The organism is Nonomuraea sp. NPDC003754 (assembly GCF_053605785.1).
The window spans coordinates 1-13146 of the sequence record NZ_JBSGJX010000015.1; the positions used below are offsets into that span (position 1 = coordinate 1).

14 protein-coding genes, 1 tRNA gene and 2 riboswitches are annotated in these 13146 nt (G+C 71.7%); of the genes, 8 read left to right on the forward strand and 7 right to left on the reverse strand.

The window, feature by feature from the left end:
• From ACWEVS_RS19840 to bcp, 5 genes are all read right to left on the reverse strand, one after another.
• A partial coding sequence (locus ACWEVS_RS19840; protein WP_452552838.1) for a serine dehydratase beta chain occupies positions 1–105 on the reverse strand: 105 nt, incomplete at its 3' end.
• Positions 106–165: 60 nt separating this feature from the next.
• Positions 166–555 (reverse strand): glycine cleavage system protein GcvH, encoded by a 390-nt coding sequence (gene gcvH, locus ACWEVS_RS19845; RefSeq protein ID WP_449926459.1) that lies wholly within the window; start codon positions 553–555, stop codon positions 166–168.
• Positions 552–1637, reverse strand: a complete 1086-nt coding sequence (gene gcvT, locus ACWEVS_RS19850) for a glycine cleavage system aminomethyltransferase GcvT (RefSeq protein ID WP_354917467.1) — start codon at positions 1635–1637, stop codon at positions 552–554. The genes gcvH and gcvT overlap by 4 nt, the downstream gene beginning before the upstream one ends.
• A gap of 33 nt (positions 1638–1670) precedes the next feature.
• Positions 1671–1766: riboswitch (glycine riboswitch) on the reverse strand.
• Positions 1767–1864, reverse strand: a riboswitch (glycine riboswitch). It lies immediately after the preceding riboswitch.
• A gap of 49 nt (positions 1865–1913) precedes the next feature.
• Positions 1914–1997, reverse strand: a tRNA-Leu gene (locus tag ACWEVS_RS19855).
• Positions 1998–2076: 79 nt separating this feature from the next.
• Positions 2077–2550: a thioredoxin-dependent thiol peroxidase gene (gene bcp, locus ACWEVS_RS19860; protein ID WP_354917464.1), complete on the reverse strand. Its 474-nt coding sequence runs from the start codon at positions 2548–2550 to the stop codon at positions 2077–2079.
• 96 nt (positions 2551–2646) lie between these two features.
• Here bcp and ACWEVS_RS19865 point away from each other — a divergent pair, with 96 nt between their 5' ends.
• Positions 2647–2973, forward strand: coding sequence for a DUF3618 domain-containing protein (locus ACWEVS_RS19865; RefSeq protein ID WP_354917461.1), 327 nt, complete (start codon positions 2647–2649; stop codon positions 2971–2973).
• Between the two features lie 138 nt (positions 2974–3111).
• Here the strand turns inward: ACWEVS_RS19865 and ACWEVS_RS19870 are convergent, their stop codons facing one another.
• On the reverse strand, positions 3112–4299 hold the full coding sequence (locus ACWEVS_RS19870; RefSeq protein ID WP_354917458.1) for an amino acid deaminase/aldolase: 1188 nt from the start codon (positions 4297–4299) through the stop codon (positions 3112–3114).
• A 100-nt stretch (positions 4300–4399) separates the two neighbouring features.
• Between ACWEVS_RS19870 and ACWEVS_RS19875 the strand changes: the two genes are divergently transcribed.
• The 5 genes from ACWEVS_RS19875 to ACWEVS_RS19895 all read left to right on the forward strand — a co-directional run bounded on the left by ACWEVS_RS19875 (position 4400) and on the right by ACWEVS_RS19895 (position 10433).
• Complete coding sequence (locus tag ACWEVS_RS19875; protein WP_452552690.1) at positions 4400–5008, forward strand: DUF6286 domain-containing protein; 609 nt, start codon at positions 4400–4402, stop codon at positions 5006–5008.
• Positions 5008–5502, forward strand: coding sequence for a hypothetical protein (locus tag ACWEVS_RS19880; RefSeq protein ID WP_452552692.1), 495 nt, complete (start codon positions 5008–5010; stop codon positions 5500–5502). Before ACWEVS_RS19875 ends, ACWEVS_RS19880 begins: the two co-directional genes overlap by 1 nt.
• 47 nt (positions 5503–5549) lie before the next feature.
• Complete coding sequence (locus ACWEVS_RS19885; RefSeq protein ID WP_452552694.1) at positions 5550–6500, forward strand: LysR family transcriptional regulator; 951 nt, start codon at positions 5550–5552, stop codon at positions 6498–6500.
• A gap of 95 nt (positions 6501–6595) precedes the next feature.
• On the forward strand, positions 6596–9715 hold the full coding sequence (locus ACWEVS_RS19890) for a M28 family peptidase (protein ID WP_452552696.1): 3120 nt from the start codon (positions 6596–6598) through the stop codon (positions 9713–9715).
• 163 nt (positions 9716–9878) lie between these two features.
• Positions 9879–10433, forward strand: a complete 555-nt coding sequence (locus ACWEVS_RS19895; RefSeq protein ID WP_452552698.1) for a hypothetical protein — start codon at positions 9879–9881, stop codon at positions 10431–10433.
• A gap of 4 nt (positions 10434–10437) precedes the next feature.
• Here ACWEVS_RS19895 and ACWEVS_RS19900 read toward each other — a convergent pair whose 3' ends face one another.
• Positions 10438–11052: a hypothetical protein gene (locus tag ACWEVS_RS19900; protein WP_452552700.1), complete on the reverse strand. Its 615-nt coding sequence runs from the start codon at positions 11050–11052 to the stop codon at positions 10438–10440.
• A gap of 81 nt (positions 11053–11133) precedes the next feature.
• Between ACWEVS_RS19900 and ACWEVS_RS19905 the strand changes: the two genes are divergently transcribed.
• Together ACWEVS_RS19905 and ACWEVS_RS19910 are read left to right on the forward strand one after the other, a co-directional pair.
• The gene (locus tag ACWEVS_RS19905; RefSeq protein WP_452552702.1) at positions 11134–12378 is read left to right on the forward strand and encodes a sensor histidine kinase; all 1245 of its coding nucleotides are present in this window, start codon (positions 11134–11136) and stop codon (positions 12376–12378) included.
• Entirely contained in the window at positions 12375–13073 is a 699-nt protein-coding gene (locus ACWEVS_RS19910; protein WP_449926489.1) for a response regulator, read from the forward strand. Before ACWEVS_RS19905 ends, ACWEVS_RS19910 begins: the two co-directional genes overlap by 4 nt.
• The last annotated feature ends 73 nt before the right edge of the window (positions 13074–13146 follow it).

Below are 13146 nucleotides of genomic sequence, written 5' to 3' on the forward strand. Positions count from 1 at the left end.
GCGCAGCCCCCGGGCGAAGCGGTGCGCGGCCGCCATCGGCCCGCCGGTGTGCGAGCTCGACGGCCCGATACCGATCTTGAAGAGGTCGAAGACGCTGATCGCCATTGATGCATCCCAACTCTCGGGGGGTGAATGCCGGGGCCCGGACGGACCCCGGCGGGTGTGTCAGTTGTCGCCTGACGTGAGCGCGGTGTACTCCTCCGCGCTCAGCAGGTCCTCGGGGTCGCCGGACACGCGCACCCTGAACATCCAGCCCTCGCCGTACGGCTCGCTGTTGACCAGGTCGGGCTTGTCCACGACGGCCTGGTTGACCTCGACGACCTCGCCGGAGACAGGGGCGTAGATCTCGCTCACGGACTTGGTCGACTCGACCTCGCCGATCGAGTCACCGGCCTCGAACGTCGCACCGACCTCGGGCAGCTGCACATAGACCACGTCGCCCAGCGCCTCGGCGGCATAGGCCGTGATGCCCACCGTCAGGGTCAGGCCGTCGTCGAGTCCGGCGACCCACTCGTGCTCCTTGGTGTAGCTCAGATCGTCGGGAATGCTGCTCACTTGTTCCTCCTGTAGAAAGGCAGCTCAACCAGGTCCACGCCCTCTTGGCTGCCCCGGATGTCAACGGCCAGACCTTCTTCTATCCCAGTGTCCACGTACGCCATCGCGATGGGCTTGCCGAGGGTCTGCGACGGCGCGCCGCTGGTCACCTCGCCCACGACGGCCCCGTCACTGGTGACAGGGAACCCATGGCGAGGGACCCTGCGACCCGTCGCGACCAGGCCGACCAGGCGGCGGCGCGGCGGGACGTCCTTGACCTGCTCGAGCGCGGCCCTGCCGACGAAGTCGCCGGGCTTGTCGAACTTCACCACGCGGCCGAGGCCGGCGTCGAAGGGCGTGAGCGAGACGCCGAGCTCGTTGCCGTACAGCGGCATGCCGGCCTCGAGGCGGAGCGTGTCACGGCTGGACAGGCCGGCGGGCATGATCTCGTACGGCTCGCCCGCCTTGGCCAGCGCGTGCCACAGCGCGACGGCGTCGGCGTTGGCGACGAAGAGTTCGAAGCCGTCCTCGCCGGTGTAGCCGGTGCGGGCGATGAGCGCCTCGGCGCCGGCGACCGTGCCGGGCAGGCCGGCGTAGTACTTCAGGCCCGCGAGGTCGGCGTCGGTGAGCGTGGCGAGGATCTCCTGGGCGCGCGGGCCCTGGATCGCGATGAGCGCGTACTGGTCGGAGCGGTCGTCGACGACCGCGTCGAAGCCCTCGGCGCGCTCGGTGAGGCGCTCGGCGACCATGGGGTAGTTGGAGGCGTTGGCGACGACCATGTACTCGTCGTCGGCCAGGCGGTAGACGATGAGGTCGTCGAGGACCCCGCCCTGCTCGTTGACGATCATCGTGTAGCGGGCGCGGCCGGGCGCGAGCACGGACAGGTGGCCGACCAGCGCGTAGTCGAGCGCCTCGCCGGCCTGCGGGCCGGTCACGAAGATCTCCCCCATGTGGGACAGGTCGAACAGCCCGGCCCGCTCGCGTACGGCCTTGTGCTCGGCGGACTCGCTCCCGTAGCGCAGCGGCATCAACCAGCCGGCGAAGTCGGTCAGCGTCGCGCCGAGGCTCTCGTGTACGTCTCGTAGCGGTGTCGGTCGGGACATTGTTCGCACCTCAGGATGGGTTGGATGCCAGGATCCTCCCCCTCTGTCATCGGTGCCTGAGAGCTTCACCCGGTTTTGCCGGACTTTCACCTTCGGCGAGGCCCCGCAGGCCTGCTTTCCAGAGGTCACCTTGCCCGCGCGGTCCTTTGCCTTGAGAGGTTCGCGGGGAGTGCTTGCTCCTTCAGGGGTCCTGGCCGGGTGCCAGGACGCTCTCCCGCGTGGGTTCATCGGTGTCCGTAGGCAAGACTAGTACGGATCCGGCCATCAAGGGAAAGGTGCGGGCGGGGGGACTCGAACCCCCACAGTGTCACCACCAACAGGACCTAAACCTGCCGCGTATGCCGATTTCGCCACGCCCGCGCAACCGCCATCAGCTTAGCGCCCGGGCCGGGGCCGAGATACTCGTTTGCGATCAAGCCCGCGGACTTGATCGCAAACCTCAGGCCAGGCCGAGCTTCTTCTTCAGACCGGCCACGTGGCCCGTCGCCTTCACGTTGTAGAGCGCCTGCTCGATCTTCCCGTCGGGGCCGATGACGAAGGTCGAGCGGATCACGCCGACGACCTCCTTGCCGTACAGCTTCTTGGCGCCGTACGCGCCGTAGGCCTTGTGGATCTCCAGGTCGACGTCGGACAGCAGCGGGAAGGTCAGCGCGTCGCGCTCGACGAACTTCACCAGCTTGTCGGTCTTGTCCTTGGAGACGCCGAGAACGACGAAACCCTCGTCGGTCAGCTGACCGAGGTTGTCGCGGAAGTCGCACGCCTGCTTGGTGCATCCGGGCGTCATGGCGGCGGGGTAGAAGTACAGGATGACGCGCTTGCCGCGGTAGGCGTCGAGAGAGACGGCGCCGCCGTCGGCCGCGGGAAGCGTGAAGTCAGGAGCGGCGTCTCCTGGCTGGAGCTTGGTTTCGGTCACGGGCTCAACCTAACCCCAATCGAAGGGACACGTTTCGCCCGCCGTGCGGTACGGCGGCGCGACCTGACAGACTGATCACCCTGAGAAAGGAGAGCCATGGCCGAGACCGACCCTGAAGAGCTGGAGCGCAGGATCACCCGGACGCGCGCCGAGCTCGCGCGGACCGTTGACGCCATCGCCGACCGGGTGAGCCCCAAGCGGGTGGCCCAGCGCAGCATGGACGAGGTCAAGTCGAGGGCCGAGCACTTCGTGGCGTCGGTCGGCGATCTCGTGGGGGTGACGCCGCGGCCGGTGCGCTACGACGACGACGCCGGGGACCTGTGGGAGGACGAGCGGCCCGTCGGCTCGGCGCTGATCGCCGTGGGCGCGGTGCTGGTCGTGGGCGCGGCGATCGTCCTGTGGCGCCGGCGCCGCAGGCGCTGACGGGCAGGCGTCACCGGCCCGCCGGGCGCCCCGCGAGGGGCCGACGGACGGGCGCCACACACCCTCGCGGACGCCGAGCCTCGCGGCCGAGCCTCGCGGACGCCGAGCCTCGCGGACGCCGAGCCGGAGGGGGGCGGGTCAGAGGAAGGTCCTGCCCTCACCCCGGTAGGTCGGGACCTCCTCGACGACCTTGTCACCCTCGACCAGCAGCAGGCTCGCGAACCGCTCGCACAGCTCGCCCGACTTGGCGTGGCGGAACCACACCCTGTCGCCGACGCGCAGGTCCTCGGCGGGCTGGCCGAGCAGCGGGGTCTGCACCTCGCCCGCACCCTCGTCGGAGGAGTAGCGCAGCCCCGGCGGCAGGTACGGCTGGGGCAGCCGCGACGGCCCCGGCGCCCCTGAGGCCAGGTAGCCGCCGCCGAGCACGGTCACCACGCCGAGCCCTGGACGCCGGACGACCGGAAGGGCGAACAGCGCGGCGGGACGGCCGCTGAAGCCCCGGTAGAAGTCGAAGAGCCTGGGGTGGAAGAAGCCCGAGCCGGCCGCGCACTCGGTGACGGCCTTCTCCCTGACCGTGCGGTCGACGCTGCCGGTGCCGCCGCCGTTGACGAACTCGAGGTCGGCGACCTGCCTGACGGCGTTGACGATGCGGCCGCGCCGTACGATCAGCTCGCGGGCCGAGCGGGCCTGCATCAGCCTGATGGCGCGGGCGAAGGCCGCGTTGCCGGGCGGGTCGTCGCCGACGCCCGCGATCTGCGCCTCGTAGGCCATGAGGCCGACCAGGCGGAAGGCCGGCCGCTTGGCGATCTCGGCGGCCAGGTCGGCGGCGTGGGCGGGTTCGCGGACCGGGGAGCGCAGGGCGCCGGCGCGGAAGCGCCCGCCGAGGGCGACGTATCCGGCGTCGATGTCGAGGCAGAGCCGCAGGACCGGGCCGCCTGCCGGCACCGCTGACTCGATGAAGTCGAGGTGCTCGGCGGAGTCGACCATGAGCGTGATCTCCCGCACGGCCCGCTCGGTGGCGGCCAGCGCCGCCAGCGCCGTCCTGTCGGCGGTGGGATAGGCGACCAGCACGTCGCTGAACCCCTGCTCGACCAGCCACAGCGCCTCGGGCAGGGTGAAGGCCATGACGCCGCTGAAGCCGTCCATGGCGAGGATGCGTTCGAGGACGGGGCGCGAGCGGACCGACTTGCTCGCCACCCTGATCGGCTTGCCGCCGGCTCTGCGGACCAGGCCCGCCGCGTTGGCCCGCAACGCCTCCAGATCGAGGATGGCGAAGGGCGGCTCGAACGCGGCGGTGGCCCTGTCGTAGCGCTGGCGGTCGTCCATAGAAGCAGGGTAATACCGATGTTCGCCGGCAAAGATCCGGCAAACCGGCGGCGGGGAAGGGCTTTGTGGCGCGGCGGCCCCCTGTACCTCTGTCGGTGTGATGACAACACTCCAGGACCGCCTGCCTGGTGGAGCCGCTCCGAGCGAGCACGAGACGCCCCGCCGCAGGGCGTCCAGGGTGCTCAGACCGGCACGAACCCCCGCCGGTGTCGCGGTGGCCTTCACGACGTCGACCGGGCTGACGCTGCTCGCCGCCGAGGTCCTCGCCGGGCTGTTGGGCGGCGGGCTCGGCCTGCTGCCTGTCGACCAGGTGCTCGCCCTGGCCGCCCGCACCGCGTGGTCGGACCCGGAGCTGATGCTGGGCGCGGTCGGCGTGGCCGGTACCGGCCTGGTGCTGCTGGGGCTCGCCCTGGTGCCGGGCCGGTCCAGGCTGGTGCCGCTGGAGACCGCCGACCCGCGGATCGTCATGGGCATCACCAGGTCGGGCCTGCGCAGGACGCTCAGGGCCGTCGCCGAGGACGTCGACGGGGTGCGCAGCGTGCGGGTACGGCTCCGCCGCCGGCAGATCGAGGTCACGGTCGTCTCCGACGCCGAGCGCACGGGCGAGATGCTGCGCAGGACCGGGGCCGCCGTCGGCGAGCGGCTGAACGGGCTCGGCGCGATGTGCGCGGGCGAGGTCGTGGTGCGGCTGCGCCGGAAGGGGCTGTGATGCGGCAGTACGGCGGCAACAGGATCGGGCTCGGTGTCGTCGGCGGTGTCCTGCTCGGCCTGGGCGGCTACGCCTACCTGCGGGGTGGTGGCGAGCTGGGGACCCGCAGGAACGCCAGGGTCCTGGAGGACGACGTCGCCGGCTACGTCACCGCGCATGCGTGGGTCTCGTGGCTGCTCGCGCTCGTGCTGGTCTTCGCCGCCCTGCTGGCCTTGCGGTGGCTGCTCATCGCGCTCGGCTGGGGCAGGCTCGGCAACCGCTCGGGCACGGGGACGGCGCTGCTGTGCGTGGGCCTGAAGGACGTGGACGGCATCAGCCGTACGGCGGTGCGGGTCGTGGGCCAGGACCGGCTGCGGATCGCGGTGACCTGCCCCGCCCTCGCCGACGTGGGCGCCGTGGTGACCAAGCTGAACCGCGAGGTCGTCGGCAGGGTGCGCCGCGACGTGGGCGTCGACGACATGGGCGCGATCGTCCGCGTCCACGTCCGCCGCTGACCCGATTGGGTCTTACTGGAAAGCTTCTTTACTTTTAAGCTCGCGGTGTGGACCTTGAGGTTCGTCACCTGAGGGTGCTGTGCGCCATCGCGGACACGGGAAGCATCTCGAAGGCCGCCGCGACCATGGGCATGTCGCAACCCGGCATCGCCGCCCAGCTGCGCAGGATCGAGCGGATGGTGGGCGGGCCGCTGTTCGACCGCTCGCACGACGGCGTCCGGCCGACCCCGCGGGGCGAGTGGTTGCTGACGCGGTCACGGTCCCTGCTCCCGGCCTTCGACGAGCTCCAGCGTGACGCCGCCCGCTACGCCTCGCCGCCGGGCGGCCCGCTGCGCATCAGGGTGGGGTGCGCCCCGACCCGGCTGGCCATCTACCTGGCGCGCAGCCTGGACGGGCTGCTTCCGGGGGCGGAGATCAGCCTGCGCACCGAGGCCACCCTGGACCCGCTGCCCGGGCTGCTCGAGAGCGAGCGGATCGAGCTGGCCACGCTCGACGACTACCCGGGACACGAGCTCGTCCCGCCTCGGGGGACCCGCTACGCGGTGATCGCCACCGAGCCGCTGTTCGTCGGCCTGTCCTCCCGGCATCCTCTCGCGGGCGCGGAGGAGGTGGAGCTGGGCGACCTCGCGCAGGAGGACTGGGCGCAGCCGGCGCTGCTGGAGTCGGGGCCGCGCGAGCACATGGCGGCGACCTGCGCCGAGCACGGCTTCACGCAGCGCGTCACCTTCGCGGTGAACCTGGAGGTGGCGCTCGACCTGATCGGCGAGGGCAGGTGCGTCGGGCTGTTCCAGGCCACCGCGCCCGCCAGGGACGGCATCGTGATCAGGCCGCTGCGCGGTGCCCCGCTGCGCTTCCGCCACCTGCTGGGGTGGCACGAGAAGGGCCCGCTGGCGGCACTGGCCGGCGATCTGGTGCAGACGGTGACCAAGACGTACTGGAGCGAGGCCCGGCGGGCGCCCGCGTATCAGGCCTGGTTGAAGCGCCACGGCCGCATATAACGTCAAATTATAGGAAAATGTTGGCTTACTAAGCCTTTTGCTCTCGCGGTCAACTTGGGACGACTCCTCGCCCGACACCCCCAAGGAGCACGAGAGTGAAACCCACCCTCCGGCTGGGTGCTGCCGCCATGCTCGCGCTGGCACTGGTCGTGACCACGACCGCGGCGGCGGACCCGCCCACCCCCGCCGAACGCCGCACCGCCGCGTCGGCCGCCCAGAGCGCCCTCCTGGCCCATTCCGAGGCCCTGTTCGCCACCGCCGACGACGAGTTCGCGCTCGTCTCCTCGGTCGGCGGCGTGCGCGGACAGCAGTACCTGACCTACGCCCGCACGCACGCGGGCCTGCCCGTCTACGGCGGCGACGTCGTCATCGTCACCGACGAGTCGGGCCAGGTCGTCCACCAGGTGACCACGGGCCAGCGCGCCGAAGCGGCCGCTCCCGCCACCCCCACCGTGACCGCCGAGCAGGCCGCGCTCGCCGCCCGCAAGCGGGTGCCCACAGTCTCCGGCGTCGGCACCCCCACCCTCGCGATCCACGCCGCCGGCGAGCGGCCCCGGCTGGCCTGGGAGGTGGTCGTCGAGGGGAGGACCGCCAAGGCGCCCAGCAAGCTGCACGTCTACGTCGACGCGTCGACCGGCCAGATCGTCGACGAGTGGGACGAGGTGCGCGCCGGCACCGGCAACAGCTACTACAACGGCAACCCCGTCCAGATCGCCACCTCGCCGTCGTACTCGATGGTCGACCCGACCCGGCGCGGCCTCCAGTGCGGCGGCCAGAACGGCCAGGCCTACACCGGCACCGACGACACCTGGGGCAACGGCACCGGCACCAACCTGGAGACCGCGTGCGTCGACACGCTGTTCGCGGTCCAGAAGGAATGGGACATGCTGCGCGACTGGCTCAGCCGCGACGGCATCGACGGCCGCGGCGGCGGCTTCCCCGCGCGAGTCGGCCTGGCCGAGGTCAACGCCTACTGGACGGGCTCCTACACCAGCTTCGGCCGCAACTCCGCGGGCACGCAGCAGCTCACCGCGATGGACGTGGTCGGCCACGAGTACGGCCACGGCATCTTCCACACCACCCCCGGCGGCCCCGGCAGCGGCAACGAGACCGGCGGCCTGAACGAGTCGACCGGCGACATCTTCGGCGCGCTGACCGAGCACTACGTCAACGAGCCCGCCACCCTCGACCCGCCCGACTACCTGGTGGGCGAGGAGGTCAACCTGAGCGGCTCGGGGCCGATCCGCAACATGTACAACCCGTCGGCGCTCGGCGACCCCAACTGCTTCCGGCTGCCCGCCCCCGAGGTGCACGCGGGCGCGGGGCCGCAGAACCACTGGTTCTACCTGGTGGCGGAGGGCACCAACCCGCAGGGCAAGCCGGCCAGCTCGCGGTGCGACAACGGCCCGGCGATCACCGGTATCGGCATCCGCAAGGCCGGTGAGATCTTCATGAGCGCGCTGAACACCAAGACGCTCCCGTGGACCCACGCCAAGGCCCGCGTCGCCACGCTCAACGCGGCCAAGACCCTGTACCCGGGCAGCTGTGTGGAGTTCAACGTCGTCAAGGAGGCCTGGTCCGGCGTCAGCGTGCCGGCGCAGGCGGGCGAGCCGGCCTGCCAGCAGGGCAGCGACTTCACCGTGGCGCTCGACCCCGCCTCGCGCACGGTCCAGCCGGGCCAGCAGGCGACCACGACCGTGCGGACGACCGCGATCGGCACCGCCCAGTCGATCACCCTGGGCACCGGCACGCTGCCGTCCGGCGTGACGGCGGCCTTCTCGCCCGCCACCATCACGGCGGGGCAGACCTCCACGCTGACCCTGTCCACCTCGTCGGGCACCCCGGTCGGCGCCCACCCCGTCACCGTCCTGGCCGACGGCACGGACGTCGACCGGCAGGCGGCCTTCACGCTGACCGTCGGCTCACCGCCCGGCCCCGGCACGCCCGACATCCCGGTGGCCAACCTCACCGCGCACCTGAGCCAGCTGCAGAGCATCGGCCCGCGCCCCTCGCCGAGCACCGGCTACACCTCGGCGCTCACCTACATCAGGGGCAAGCTCGACGCGGCCGGATACGCCACCCAGGTGCAGAACTTCACCTACGGCGGCAGGACCCACCAGAACCTGATCGCCGACTGGCCCGGCGGCCCGGCCGGCCAGGTGGTCATGCTGGGCAGCCACCTCGACAGCGTCTCCGCGGGGCCCGGCGTCAACGACAACGGCACCGGCTCCTCCTCGCTGCTGGAGCTGGCCCTCACGCTGGCCGGCCGTAACCCCACCCTGACCAAGCACGTGCGCTTCGCCTGGTGGGGCGCCGAGGAGCTGGGGCTGCGCGGCTCGCAGTACTACGTGCAGACCAGCGGCGTGTCCGGCATCGAGGCCTACCTGAACTTCGACATGACCGGCTCGCCCAATCCGGGCTACTTCGTCTACGACGACGACGCGCAGCTGCAGCGGCTGTTCAACGACTACTACGCGGGCATCGGCGTCCAGACCGAGATCGAGACCGCGGGCGACGGGCGCAGCGACCACGCCCCGTTCAAGGACGCGGGCGTCAGGGTCGGCGGGGTCTTCACCGGCGCCGAGGCGGTCAAGACGACGGCCCAGGCGGCCAAGTGGGGCGGCACCGCCGGGCAGGCGTTCGACCGCTGCTACCACTCCGCGTGCGACACCTACCCGGCCAACGTCAGCACCACGGCGCTCGACCGCAACGCCGACGCCGCGGCCTACGTGCTGTGGAAGCTGGCCGTCGGCGGCGGCGCGGCCGACGACTACACGGTGACGCTGAACCCGTCGTCGGCCACCGTGCAGCCGGGGCAGACGGCCACGGCCACGCTGTCCACCCAGGTCACCTCGGGCAATCCGCAGAGCGTCACGCTGTCGGCGGCCGACGTGCCCAGCGGGGTCACCGTCACCGTCGACCCGCGGACGATCACCTCGGGCCAGACGGCGACGGTGACGATCGCCACGGCCTCGGGTACGGCGCCGGGGGCGTACCCGATCACCATCAACGCCGACGGCACCGCCGCCGACCACTCGGCCCGCTTCACGCTGACGGTCGGCGGCGGCGGGGAGACCACGTGGGCGGCGTGGACGCCGTACGCGGTGGGTGACGTGGTCAGCTACCAGGGCGTCCGGTACCGCTGCCGGATCGCCCACACCTCGCTGCCGGGCTGGGAGCCGCCCAACGTGCCGGCTCTCTGGCAGCCCGTCTGATCCGTTCCTCTCCGTAAGGCGAGCGCGTCCGTACGGCAAGCGGGCCGACGGCGACCGGGGTAGCCGGTGGCTGTACGGCAAGCGGGCGGGCGGCCACCGGGGTAGCCGGTGACCGCCCGCCCATCCCGCGTACTCCAGCAGAAGAACCGGCATAATCCCCCATATGCCCCGAAGGCCCCTCCTGGCGCTCCTGTACCTGGCCCCCGCCTTCGTCCTGGCCGCCACGGTCGTCGTCACCAGGACCGTCACCACCGAGCTGGTCCTGCTCAACGACACGCTCGACCACCCGCTGCTGTTCGGCCTGACCGCCCTGGTCCTCGGCGGGCTGGGCGTGCGCGAGCTGGTCAGGCCGACGCCGTGGGCCAGGGCAGTCGTCGTGATCGCGACGATCGCCGGGATGCTCGGCTGGTCGGCCTACGGGCTGCGCTGGTCGATCTTCGACTCCGTCGAGGTGGCCGCGGTGAAGGGGCCGGGCCCGCTCATCCTGATCGTGCGGGAGCAGCACGGCATCTTCGAGACCACGATGACGCTCAGCATCCGCGAGGACGCCGGCCTGCTCAGCCGCGAGTGGTCGCTGTCCTGTCCCGACCTCGATCTCGAGAGGGAGGACCTCCGGTGGGTCGGGGCGACCAGGGTCGAGGCGCGCGTCCCGGGCGAGGACGCGCCCATCGGCGTCGACCTCGACCCGAAGGGCCGTCCGCTCGGGGCGTGCGGGTAGCCGGTCAGCCGGTAGGCGTGGGCTTGACCGTGGGCACAACGGTCGGCGGCGGCACCACGGTGACGGAGGTGGTCGGCATGGGCGACGGCAGCGGCGGGCGGGCGTACGGGTAGGTGCAGGTCCGGCCGCGCGGGGTGGACCAGCACTCGGCGGGCGGCTCCCCCCGGTACCCTTCGGGGCCACCCCAGCGATACACCTCGGGGCCGCCTAAGCGGTGCCCTTCCGGGCCGTCCAACCGGTAGCTTTCGGGCCCGCCGAAGCGGTACCCTTCGGGGCCGCCGAAGCGGTGCCTGCCATGGTCTTCCCAGCGGGCCGTCCGGGGACGGTCGCCGTGGTCGGCGACGCGGAACAGGATCGCCACTGCGGCGCCGCCGAGAACGCCGCCGGCCAACAGGCCGATGAGCCCGGCGCCGATGATCTGGGCGTGCTTCTGCCGGACGAACCCGGCGAAGGTCTCCCGCGGTGGAGGCTGCGGGGACGGCGGAGGCGGTGATGGCGGCGGAGGCGGTGGTCCTTCCTGCGACGCGCCGGAAGCGGGTGGTGGGGCGCTCTCGGGGTCCGGGCCGCGCGGTGCTTCCTCTTCACCGCGCGGCCCTGCGGCGCGATCATGATCCGCCATCACGATCTCCCTTTACTCGCCCAGAGGGCGCTCCCACCGACGACAATGCCGGATGCCCCATAAATACCGCGTAAATCCGGCATGCGACCAGGGTCGTACATCAGCCTCCGACTCCAGGCGGAAGGGCGGCCCCGTGGCGATACGTACAGTGATGGAGTGTTCGGCAAGATTCGAGCCTGGTCGCAGCATCGCCGCATGCTCACGGACGTCCTGTGGGTCACCCCCCTCATCGCGCTGTGCGCCGCCCTGGCGGTCTCCTACACCCAGCCCACGGTCCGTCCACCGATCGACCTGGTGGGTTACCTGGTCCTGACGGCGACGCTCGTGGTCCCGCTGTTCTGGCGCAACAGCCATCCCCGCACCGTGTTCGCCCTCGTCGCGCTGATCAGCTTCGCGCAGTGGCTGACCGAGGTCCCCGCCTTCCCCGCCAACAGCGCGGTGCTGGTCGCGATGTACGCCATGGCCAGCCACTGCACGTTCAAGTGGGCGCTGGCGGCGGGCCTGGTCTCCGAGCTCGGCATCTTCCTGGCCCTGTCCCAGTGGGACACCGTCAGCCTCGGCATGTTCCTGAGCTGCTCGTTCTTCGTGGTCATGATCTGGCTGACCGGCATCTACGCCAACACGCGCCGCCGCTACCTGGAGGGTCTGGAGGAGCGGGCCGAGCGGGCCGAACGCGAACGCGACCAGCAGGCCAGGATGGCGGCGGCGGCCGAGCGGGCCAGGATCGCCAGGGAACTGCACGACGTGGTCGCGCACAACGTCAGCGTGATCATCGTGCAGGCCGACGGGGCGAGCTACGCCATCGACACCGATCCCGAGCAGGCCAGGCAGGCCGTCCACGCGATCTCAAAGACCGGTCGCGAGGCGCTGGCGGAGATGCGGCGCCTGGTGGGCGTGCTGCGCGAGAACGCCGCCGACCCGGCGGGCGAGGCCGCCGACTACACCCCGCAGCCCGGTCTGGCCCAGCTGGAGGAGCTGGTGCGCGGCTCCGGCCTGCCGGTGGACCTGCGCGTGAGCGGCACCCCGCAGGACCTGCCGGAGGGCGAGCAGCTGGCGATCTACCGGCTGGTCCAGGAGGCGCTGACCAACACCCTCAAGCACGGCGGACCCGGCGCGAGGGCCACGGTGGAGATGGAGTACGGCAGGGGCGAACTCGTGGTCCGTATCACCGACAACGGCAGGGGCGCCGCCGCTCCACGCGGCGTGGGCGGCCACGGCCTGCTCGGCATGCGGGAGCGGGTCTCCATGTACGGCGGAGCCGTCCAGGCCGCCCCCCGGCCGGGCGGCGGCTTCGAGGTGCTGGCCAGGCTGCCGGTGGCCGCATGATCCGGGTCATGCTGGTCGACGACCAGGAGCTGCTGCGCGCCGGTTTCCGGATGGTGCTCGGCGCCCAGCCCGATATCGAGGTGGTGGCCGAGGCCGGCGACGGCGTCTCGGCGCTGGAGCTGCTGAAGGAGGTCCAGGTCGACGTCGTCCTCATGGACGTGCGCATGCCGAGGATGGACGGCGTCGAGGCGACCAGGCTGATCGACGGCCCGAAGGTGCTCATCCTGACCACGTTCGACCTGGACGAGTACGCCTACTCGGCGATCAAGGCGGGCGCCTCCGGCTTCCTGCTGAAGGACGTGCCACCGTCCGACCTGGTCAGCGCGATCCGCTCGGTGCACAACGGCGACGCGGTGATGGCGCCCAGCGCCACCCGCCGGCTGCTCGACAGGTTCGCCGGGCAGCTGACCGCCGAGCGGCTGCCCGACGGCAGCCTGCTGACGGCCAGGGAGCACGAGGTCATGATGCTGGTGGCGCGCGGCCTGTCCAACACCGAGATCGCCGAGCGGCTGGCGCTGGCGGAGGCGACGGTGAAGACGCACCTGGGCAGGGTGCTGGCCAAGCTGGGGGTGCGCGACCGGGCGCAGGTGGTGGTCTACGCCTACGAGGCGGGGCTGATCGTGCCGTCCGACCGGTCGCCGGAGCGGAGCCCCGACCGGCTCGCACCGCGCATCCCGGATCGGCCGAAAGGCTGATACGGGTCATCTCAGGTGTGACGGGAAGTCCCTCCTCGGGTCCCAGGGAATGCGGGTGTTCCGCCCATAGCGT

Excerpts from the sequence above, each read along its gene's own strand:
- ACWEVS_RS19880 (WP_452552692.1), top strand. The coding sequence starts at position 5,008 with ATGCGGCAGTACGGCGGCAACAGGATCGGGCTCGGTGTCGTCGGCGGT.
- ACWEVS_RS19865 (WP_354917461.1), top strand. The coding sequence starts at position 2,647 with ATGGCCGAGACCGACCCTGAAGAGCTGGAGCGCAGGATCACCCGGACG.
- ACWEVS_RS19870 (WP_354917458.1), bottom strand. The coding sequence starts at position 4,299 with ATGGACGACCGCCAGCGCTACGACAGGGCCACCGCCGCGTTCGAGCCG.
- ACWEVS_RS19875 (WP_452552690.1), top strand. The coding sequence starts at position 4,400 with ATGACAACACTCCAGGACCGCCTGCCTGGTGGAGCCGCTCCGAGCGAG.
- ACWEVS_RS19895 (WP_452552698.1), top strand. The coding sequence starts at position 9,879 with ATGCCCCGAAGGCCCCTCCTGGCGCTCCTGTACCTGGCCCCCGCCTTC.
- ACWEVS_RS19905 (WP_452552702.1), top strand. The coding sequence starts at position 11,134 with ATGCGACCAGGGTCGTACATCAGCCTCCGACTCCAGGCGGAAGGGCGG.
- ACWEVS_RS19910 (WP_449926489.1), top strand. The coding sequence starts at position 12,375 with ATGATCCGGGTCATGCTGGTCGACGACCAGGAGCTGCTGCGCGCCGGT.
- ACWEVS_RS19900 (WP_452552700.1), bottom strand. The coding sequence starts at position 11,052 with ATGGCGGATCATGATCGCGCCGCAGGGCCGCGCGGTGAAGAGGAAGCA.
- gcvT (WP_354917467.1), bottom strand. The coding sequence starts at position 1,637 with ATGTCCCGACCGACACCGCTACGAGACGTACACGAGAGCCTCGGCGCG.